This window comes from Enterobacter sp. C6, assembly GCF_008122455.1.
Lineage (GTDB): Bacteria > Pseudomonadota > Gammaproteobacteria > Enterobacterales > Enterobacteriaceae > Enterobacter > Enterobacter pseudoroggenkampii.
The window spans coordinates 1-9,026 of the sequence record NZ_QPFW01000130.1 but is presented as its reverse complement, the minus strand read 5'-3'; the positions used below and the strand labels follow the sequence as shown (position 1 = coordinate 9,026).

General features: G+C 60.5%; 6 protein-coding genes. 1 reads left to right on the top strand and 5 read right to left on the bottom strand.

Annotation, left to right across the window (positions count from 1 at the left end; genetic code table 11):
• Positions 1–235: 235 nt before the first annotated feature.
• From DOU50_RS02335 to DOU50_RS02315, 5 genes are read right to left on the bottom strand one after another with little or no spacing between them, the layout of a single operon-like run.
• The gene (locus DOU50_RS02335) at positions 236–2,425 is read right to left on the bottom strand and encodes a TonB-dependent siderophore receptor (protein WP_148768700.1); all 2,190 of its coding nucleotides are present in this window, start codon (positions 2,423–2,425) and stop codon (positions 236–238) included.
• 26 nt (positions 2,426–2,451) lie between these two features.
• On the bottom strand, positions 2,452–3,777 hold the full coding sequence (locus DOU50_RS02330) for a lysine N(6)-hydroxylase/L-ornithine N(5)-oxygenase family protein (RefSeq protein WP_148768699.1): 1,326 nt from the start codon (positions 3,775–3,777) through the stop codon (positions 2,452–2,454).
• Entirely contained in the window at positions 3,774–5,516 is a 1,743-nt protein-coding gene (iucC, locus tag DOU50_RS02325; RefSeq protein WP_148768698.1) for an IucA/IucC family protein, read from the bottom strand. Before iucC ends, DOU50_RS02330 begins: the two co-directional genes overlap by 4 nt.
• A complete protein-coding gene (locus DOU50_RS02320) occupies positions 5,513–6,460 on the bottom strand; it encodes a GNAT family N-acetyltransferase (RefSeq protein ID WP_148768697.1) in 948 nt (315 codons plus the stop codon). Before DOU50_RS02320 ends, iucC begins: the two co-directional genes overlap by 4 nt.
• Positions 6,460–8,202, bottom strand: coding sequence for an IucA/IucC family protein (locus tag DOU50_RS02315; protein ID WP_148768696.1), 1,743 nt, complete (start codon positions 8,200–8,202; stop codon positions 6,460–6,462). Before DOU50_RS02315 ends, DOU50_RS02320 begins: the two co-directional genes overlap by 1 nt.
• 138 nt (positions 8,203–8,340) lie before the next feature.
• Between DOU50_RS02315 and DOU50_RS02310 the strand changes: the two genes are divergently transcribed.
• The coding region (locus tag DOU50_RS02310) for an MFS transporter (protein WP_148768695.1) at positions 8,341–9,026 on the top strand (686 nt) is incomplete at its 3' end.

Below are 9,026 nucleotides of genomic sequence, written 5' to 3'. Positions count from 1 at the left end.
CCTCTGACTGGACTCGAACCAGTGACATACGGATTAACAGTCCGCCGTTCTACCGACTGAACTACAGAGGAATCGTGTGAACGAGGCGCATAGTAGCGACCTCGGTACGCCTTGTCAAAGGGTGAAAACGCACTTTTCGTTCGTTTGCCGACAATTTCAGCAAATCGCTGATTTTATAGCAAATTCGCGTTGAAATTACACAACAAAATGCGCCGCCCGCAGGCGGCGCGCAGGATCAGAACAGTACGGAGTAGTTCAGACCAAACGTCCGTCCGCGCCCTTTATAGGTATACAGACCCGGTGCACCGTAGGTTGGGCTATATAGCCCCGGCGCGCGCTGGCCCCAGGCGGTGGTGTAGTCTTTGTCCAGCAAGTTTTCCACGCTGAAGCTGACTTTACCCACCGGCAGGGCGTAGCTGCCCAGGAAGTCGACCGTGTTATAGCCATCGATCTTCTTGCCGTCGGAGTCTGACACGTCAAAGGTCTGCGTGCTCTGCACGCGCAGGGTCCAGTCGCCCGGCGCCCAGTTGACCCACGCGCTGGCTTTCGACGGGCTGGCGCTGTCGACCGTCAGCTTCTCCCATTTCCCGTTTTCGCGGGTTTCCGACTTAATGGCGTTAAAGTTCGCCCCAGTGCTCCAGTCGCTGTCGGTGAAGAAATAGTCCACCTGACCTTCCACCCCGTAGATACGACGCTTGTCGTCTTCCAGATTGATGGTCATGTCCGTCTTGTTGATGGTGATGGTTTTATCCGAGAGCGAGTAATACGCCGCAACCTGCGTGCGCAGGTTATCCCCGGTGTAGCGCCAGCCCAGCTCATAAGCGTTGACCTTGATACCGTCCAGCTTCGAGTCGTTCACGTTGACGCTGTTCAGCAGGCGATAGTGACCGTTGCTGAGCTGATAGGTCCCGGAGCCGTAGTACTTCGCCAGGTCCGGAATTTCGAAGCCCTGGGAGAAGTTAAACCATACCTGCTGCTGTTCGGTCAGGCGACCAAGGATCCCGGCGTTAAACAGGAAGTTGTTGTAATCGGTTTTCCCGCCCGGCACCGCGTCGGCGGAGGTCGCTTTCCCGGTGGCGATGGCCTGCTGCTGGGTGTAACCGACAAAGTCGTCCACCTTGTTCTCGGTGTACTGGTAGCGCACGCCGCCGCTCAGGGTGATGGCGTCAATATCGTAGCTGGCCTGCAGGAACGGGGCGAGGTTGGTGATGCTGTAGCCCGGGTAGCGGCCCACGTTGTAGGCGTTATCCAGCTCCATGCCGCCGCTCGCTGCAGCTTTGCTCAGTTTAAAGAACTGCTGGTTGGCGTCGAAGGTTTCGTGGTCGGCATCCATACCCCAGGTCAGCGTTAAATCGTCCACGGGCTTGCTGTTTAGCGTCAGCTTGCCGCCGTAGAAATCTGTTTTCTGCTGCGACGCGCCGATGCTGCTCACTACGCCTTTGGTCAGGGTCGGGAACGGATAGTAGGTCAGGCTCTCGTCGCGATAGTAAACCTGCGCGACCAGATCCTGGCCCCAGAAGTCGGTGTTGGAATACTGCAGGTTAATCAGATGGCGCTCGGTACCCGGCACGCGGTCAGAATCGAGGTTACCTTTGTTGTAGGCGGTCGCATCCCCCGTTACCGCCGAGAAGTTCTTCCCGAGATACAGCCCATGCTTGCCGTCGGACTCGCTCTTGTAGTACTGGGTCGTCAGCTGCAGCTGCTGGTGATCGTCAATGTTGATGGTGCCTGTTCCCATCACATCAATACGGTCGGAATACTGGAGGCCGGTCTGGGTGTTATCAATGATTACCTCGTCGCCGTTGCCGTCATACCAGCCGCCGTAGCGCTGATACGACACCGACAGACGACCGGAAGCGTTATCGTTGCCGCCGCTGACCGCTGCCGACACGTTCTCATCGTGGTCGTTGTGGCTGTTAAATCCGCTCTTTGTCCCGGTCTGGAACTCAACTTCGGTTTCCGGCTGGCCTTTTTTGGTGACGATGTTCACCAGGCCACCGGTGCTGCCGCCGCCGTAAAGTGACGTGGCGCCGGAGATGACTTCGATACGGTCAATGTTGAACGGATCGATAGAGTCGAGCTGGCGGCTGTCGCTGCGGGACGAGTTCAGGCGCACGCCGTCCACCATCACCATCATGGAGCGGCCGCGCAGGTTCATGCCGTAGTTGGTACGTCCCTGGCTGCTGACGTCCATGCCCGGGATCAGCTGCGCCAGCACTTCTTTAATCTCTTTCCCGCCCTGAACCTGCTGCTCAATTTCAGCCCGCTCAATGACCCAGGTGGTCTGCGCCATCTCCGCCACGCTGCGGTGCGCGCGGCTGGCGGAGACAACGATATTTTCTTCCTTTTGTTCTTCCGCCCACGCAGAGGTAGAAAGCATTGCAAGCAAACAAGGATTTAAAACCCAAAGATGAGAACGTTTCATTGTTATATTGACCCTGATTGTGTGTGTCAGTACTCGGTGGTTTTTGCTAATGATTTAAAAACCTGACTGTTCTCCGGGCTGGTGGTGCTTCGCCAGTGGATAACGCCAGGAGTGGTGGCCAGCTCAAACGGCTCGTCGGCGTGCGCGCGATTCAGAATTCGCGCTGCGCGCCAGGCCATCAGGCTGAGCTGGGGTTCGGCAATGCCGAGACGGTGCATCCCGGCATTCACGGCGAACAGGCGGTTGCTCTGCGGACCGTCCCATTCGAGGGTGAAATCGTTGTTGATGCAGAAGGCTTCGTCCGTATCCAGATGCAGGCGGTGAGACAGCGGCGCCAGGAACGCAGGCTGCACGGCGCGATAGCCGGTGGCAAAGATCGTCACGTCGCTCTCCAGCTGCTCGCGGCCGCCGTCAAGGTGATGCTGTATGCTCAGGCGCTGGCCGTTTTCCAGGCGCGTCAGGGCTGTCACCGAGCGGGACGGCATCAGGTGCGCCCAGGGTTTTTCACGCAGCACTTCGAAGCGGTGGTACATGGCGCGGTAAATCGCCAGCAGTGACTCGGTGGTGATACCGTCGGAGGTCATCTTCTGCTCGTGCAGCATCTGCCGACGCGCCTCTTCACCGAGCGTGGAGAAGCTGTCCACGTACTCCGGCGTGAAATACTCGTTAGCAAAGGCGGCTTCATCCAGCGCGTTGTAGTTGTTGCGGCGCGAGACCCAGTTCAGGCTCAGCGGCTGGCCCCATTCGCCACTGAAAATATTCAGGAACAGGTCGGCGCCGCTCTGGCCGCCGCCGACGACGGTGACGCGCTTGCCCGTAAGATCCGGCGTGCGCAGCATCATCTCGCTGGCGTGGAAGCAGGTATCGTCCTGCACGGTGACGCAGTCCGGCAGGTTGATCTGCTTACCGATCCCTACGCAGACGTGGCGCGCCAGGAAGCGGTCGCGCTGGGTCACCACCTCAAACAGGCCGTTTTTCTCATCAAAGCTCACCTGCTGCACCTGCTGGCTAAAGGACAGGTTGGTGAGGTTGTCCGCCGCCCAGCACAGATAGTCCGCAAACTCCTCGCGGGAAACGGTGCGCTGCTCGGTGGTCAGGAAGCGGTAGAATTTTTTGCGCTGCACCAGGTAGTTCAGGAAGCTGTGGCGGTTGGTCGGCTCCACGGCGCTGACCAGATCCTTCAGGAAGCTGGTCTGCATGTGGCAGTCCGGCACCATCATGCCGGGGTGCCAGGAGAAGTGCGGTTTACGCTCAAGAAACAGCGAGCTAAAGCCGTCCAGCCCTTCCGCCAGCGCGGCGATGCTGAGGTTAAACGGGCCGATACCAATGCCGATGAAATCATAGGTTTTCATTGCGCTGACTCCCGGGAGGCCAGAAAAAGAGGGTTATCAAGGTCGGTGACGTAGTTCGGCAGCATGCGGCTGCCGCCGTCGTGTTCGGAGAAGGTCAGTTTGACCGGGTTGAGGATCACGCGAATAATTTGCGGCTTAAACAGGTCGAACTTCGCGAAGCGATCGGCAAGCTCGGGGTGCGCGGCCATATAGCGGTGCAGCACTCCGGCGAGGATCTGATAGAAACGCGTTTCGCTGACGCCGCTTTGCAGCGTGAGGCGTGAGATAAAACGCAGCACCGTCACAAAGTTACCGGTTTGCAGGTCGTGAATAATGTAATCCGCGCTCAGGCGCGCCGTGACGGCCTTCACCTGCTCCGGCAGGCTCTGGGCCTGCGGGAAATCTTCATCCACCAGGCGCATATCGCCCTGGAAATCTTTCAGCAGAATGCGCTGCGGAATAGAGTCCTTCATCACCAGCGTCACGTTCTGGCCGTGGGCGATCAGCGCCACGCCGTAGCGGCAGAGCAGGTGATAGAACGGGATCACCGATGCCTCAAACAGCTTTTCCAGCCACGCTTCGGCGCTTAAGCCCGAGCGTTTAATCCACGCGTCGATCAGCGGGCGTCCGGCGTTGTCGGTTTCCATCAGCGCCGCCATCAGCACCGCCTGTTCACCGTCTTCTAAATAACAGGACGGGTTCTCGCGCCAGATCACCCCCAGCATCTCCTGATAGCGGTAGGGCGCTTTCGGCAGCGCCGCATAGCCGGGATGCGACAGATATCCGGCGGCGGGTTCGCCAAGCACCTGTGCGCCAGAGCGGGCAAGCGTGGCGTCGGTGGCGAACTGCTGCTGCAGCCAGCGCGAGGCCAGCGGTCCGGCGGCAATGTACTTGCCCGGAATACCGCGATAGCAGGATGTGTTGTAGATGGTCAGCGGGAGCTTGATGTCAAACGGCGCGCGACGGCTGGCGTTGGTGAGCGTGCGCAGAGACTGCTGCGCCAGGTACTCATCGCCAAACTCGCCCAGCTCAACCATCTCACCGCGCGCCAGCTGCGCCAGGAAATGAATGGCGATCTTCTGCTGCCACTGCCACGGGTGCAGCGGCACGGGCAGCCAGCCGTCGTCAAGACCCAGCGCCTGCCAGAGGGCGTCAAAGCGGGCGCACTCGGCCTCGTCCATGGCGCTAGCCAGCAGGGTGCTGATATCGCAATCGCCGTCGCTGCTCCAGACCAGATGCTCCCGCTGAACGGCAACCCAGTGCAGACGAAAACGTCCGCGATACTCAGGCGCGTACTGACGCAGCGCGTCCAGACCCCAGCCGCGGCGGCCTTTGTTGAAAATAAACTTCGGGTGACCGCGCATCAGGCACTGTAATTCGTCCGGGTCGAGATGGATCAGCGCGTCCGCGTCCAGCGCGTCACGCGCCTGCAGCAGCTGTATGTCGCCGCGCAGCGTGGCGTAGAGATCTTCCATGTGCTCTGCCGTTTGCGCGTCGCTCATCTCCAGCACCGCAGCCAGCTGCAGCAGCGCGCTTTCCGCTTCGATGGCATCGCCGCTGGCGGTGGTCAGGCTGTCCGGGTCGATATGCAGCCAGCCCCAGATCCCGCGCGCGGCGCGAAACTGCCAGGACTCGTTGCCCATGGTGATGCGCCAGCCGTCCGACGAAACCGGCTCGGCGCGCAGGGTGCGTTCATACTCCAGCTCGGCGAGGATCTTCGCCACCATCTCACGGTTCACTTTTTCCCAGAGCGCGTTCACAGGCCCACCTCGCTGAAGAAGCGGTGACGCTGGCTCATAATGAGGCGCGAGCGTTTATGCGGGAAGTCGAACTCTTTCACCGTGTCGAAACCGGCAGAGTCCAGATGGCGGAACAGGCGCTGGTTGTCGAAGCGTGGCTCGGCAACAATCCGTGTGGTGCGCGGTTCATCCAGATACAGATAGTGGCTCAGACCGCGCAGCCAGCTGCGGATATACTGCGCACCGCGCCAGTTCTCTTCGCCCACCAGCATGTGTAGGCCGCGGTCAAACGGCTGCCAGCGGTAGTGGCGGCCAATGCGGTCTTCCGCCGCCCAGTAGAGTTCAAAATAGCCGAACGGCTGGTCGTCGAAGCAGCCGATAACCGGGTAACAGTAGGTCGAGTCAAGCTGACGACGCAGGTAGCTTTCCTGCTCGGCCTGCGGACCCGCCATCTCCCAGAAGGCGTTTACGCGCGGGTTGTTCATCCAGCGGGTAAAACGTTCGCCGTCCAGCGCCACGTCGGCGACGCGGAAGCTGAGGGTGCGCTTAATTTGCGGATCGTAACGGCGGTACACTTCGCCCTGCGGACGGCGAGGGCGCAGCGGGAAGTACAGCTGACGGCTCTCGTTATACTGCATCCCGCCGCTGGCCTGCGGACGTTCGCTTTTCAGCCACAGCGGCAGCTGCCAGAAGGTTTCACGCGCCAGATAATCCCCGCTTGCCAGACGAAACAGCGCCTGCGCCTGGGGTTCATCCTGCCAGGTCGCCCAGGGTAACGTAATGCCGGTCAGCGCGGGGGCGGCCACAAACAGCTGATCCAGGGCTTCCACCAGCCAGCCGTCCGGGAACCCCTTCAGACGCTCCAGCACCGCGCTGCCGTCGAGACCCAACGCCAGCGGCAGGGTGCTATCCGTTGCGGTGCAGTGAAAGCCGTAGCCGGAATGGACGATATTCGCGATAGCCATCACGCCTTCTCCTTGTAGAACGGGTTGCTAAAGTCGAAATAGATCACCGCCGGATCGGCGATGGTGTTTTCATTGCGATCGTGCAGGTAGCAGAAGAAGTTGCCTTTGCAGTTCCAGATCGGGCTGTCGAGCACGTAGTCGAGGCAGCGGGTCTGCGCTACCGTCTTGCGCAGTTCGGCCAGCGCGTCGCGCACCCGGGACATCAGGCTCTCCTCGCTGTCAAAGCCGGCGGCAGCAAGGGCGGCGGTAACGGCAAGGGTAGAATTCAGCAGCAGGTAATAAGGGAAGTAGCGCAGCAGCTGGCTCTCACCGAAGCGGTTTTCCACCTCAGTTTCACCCGCCTCTTTCAGCCACGCGTCGGCGCCTTCGGTCCACGCGCTGCCCTGGCAGTCGCGATAGATCAGCCCGACCGGGAAATCCTGCTGCATCTCAACGAGGATATTTTGCTGGTGCGCCAGCAGGACCAGACCGTAGTCCGCCTCGGCGCTGAACAGCGGAAGCAATACGCGGTTGCAGTAGGCGTCCAGCCAGCAGCGGGCGGCCTGGGCGAGCGGTAAATCAAGACGCTGACTCAGACGGCGCACTGCCGCGGCGAGCAGGCTGTCACCGCCGTCCGGCGCGGCCTGCGTCAGGCTCACCAGCACGTTGGTCTGGGTGTCTGGCGTATCGAACAGCAGATTAACGCGCAGGGCCATCAGGCTCTCTTCCTGAACGACGCCGCTGTCATCGCGCAGTCCCGCCCAGCCGTCTTCCTGCATCACGCGCATGGTCGGGTAGCGCGCCTGCAAATCTTGCCAGCGTTCCGTTTTCGCAAGGCGCGCCAGGCGCATGCCTCGCTTCACCTCTTTCACCGACAGCGTGCGCACGGAGTTCGTCAGGCGCACGCTGAGGGAGAACTTAATCATGTCGCTGTTGGTCTCGCTGTACAGCGAGCGGGAGGAGCTGGTGGGCAGCCACTGTGCGCCCGCCTCACCCAGGTCCTGCAGTGAACCGTCTTCCGCCAGACGCTGGCACCACTCCTGCTCCAGCAGATAGTCGGCCTGCCACGGATGCATCGGCAGCAGCCAGCGGGTGTCCGTGAAGTGGCCGAGCAGCTCAGGCGCGCTCTGGGCCGCGAAGCGCAGCAGACGCTCACGCAGGGAGACGTTCAGGCTGTCGCCGGCAACGAGCGTGCTCTCAACGGCAAACCAGCGCAGCGGGAAGCGGGAGGCGAAATCGGGCAGATAGCGACGCGCCTCGGTTTCGTTGAACGGCTCGTGCGACTTCGGTGCCGGGTGAAACGCATGGCCGACCAGCAGCGCCTGTTCCGCTTCGGCAAACGTCAGCGGCTTATCGCGCAGGGTTGCCCAGCCGTGGCGCAGATCGATCGCCTGCCAGGTGTGCACATGGCTTTCGAGAACGCGCTGCTTAAAACGCGCCAGCGTATTGGCATCCAGCGAGCCTTTTACGGACGGTTTTTCAAGAATTAAATCAACCAGTTGACCGAATGTGACGGCGTCACCGTTATCACTGTTGTTCTGAATAAGCGTTGCCGGGAAACGGTACTGATGATGCTGGGTGGGAGAGAAATAGCGTACCGGCACCCGAAGCGCCTGGGTTTGGGAAAGCGGGATATGGATCTCAGATAGCGCATCCGCATCGGTAGCGGGGAGATAGCGCCAGTCCTTCGTTTCGCGCAACAGGGCGTTTAAAAAACACTGGGCTGCAACGTCTGTACCGGCGGCGCGGAGCAGAGCACGCATAGATGTACCTCATTCCATGATTGATAATGATTCTCGTTATGATATTCATTCTGTTTACAGTCGCAACCATTTTTGCAATATTTGTTTTCATAAACTTCATAATTTCCACACATTTATTGACACTATGTTCACATTCTCATGCGCACTGACTCTGAAATATTGACCGAAAACGTCACCTCAAAAGCTAACTGGCCCCTGGCGCTATCTGCGGGTTTACTGGGCATCGGTCAAAACGGCCTGCTGGTGATGCTCCCGCAGCTGGTCACCCAGACCGGGCTGTCGCTCTCGGTCTGGGCCGGACTGTTGATGTTTGGATCCATGCTCTTTTTACCGGCATCGCCCTGGTGGGGACGCCAGAGCGAGCGGCGGGGGTGTAAGGCCGTCATGGTGGCCTCACTGAGCGGCTATCTGGCCAGTTTTGCCGTGATGGCGCTGGTGGTCTGGGCGATGGCGGCCGGAAGGCTGGATACGGTCTGGGGGCTGGCGGGGCTTATATTCTCGCGCCTGCTCTACGGACTAACGGTCTCGGGGCTGGTGCCTGCGGCCCAGACGTGGGCGATTCAGCGTGCAGGGCTGGAGAAAAGAATGGCGGCGCTGGCGACGATAAGCTCCGGCCTCAGCTGCGGGCGTTTGCTCGGCCCACCGCTGGCGGCGCTGATGCTCAGCGTTAATCCGGTGGCGCCGCTCTGGCTGATGGCGGTTGCGCCGCTTATCGCTCTGCTGCTGGTGCTTCGCGAAGTCGCGGACCCGCCGCTGCCGCCGGTAGCCCACCAGGCAACCCGCCTGCAGGCCTCCATGCTGCCGTTCCTGCTGCTGGCGCTGCT

Bases quoted from the DNA above. Each gene is read 5' to 3' on its own strand.
- DOU50_RS02330 (WP_148768699.1), bottom strand. From the start codon at position 3,777: ATGAAAACCTATGATTTCATCGGCATTGGTATCGGCCCGTTTAACCTC.
- DOU50_RS02320 (WP_148768697.1), bottom strand. From the start codon at position 6,460: ATGGCTATCGCGAATATCGTCCATTCCGGCTACGGCTTTCACTGCACC.
- DOU50_RS02315 (WP_148768696.1), bottom strand. From the start codon at position 8,202: ATGCGTGCTCTGCTCCGCGCCGCCGGTACAGACGTTGCAGCCCAGTGT.
- DOU50_RS02335 (WP_148768700.1), bottom strand. From the start codon at position 2,425: ATGAAACGTTCTCATCTTTGGGTTTTAAATCCTTGTTTGCTTGCAATG.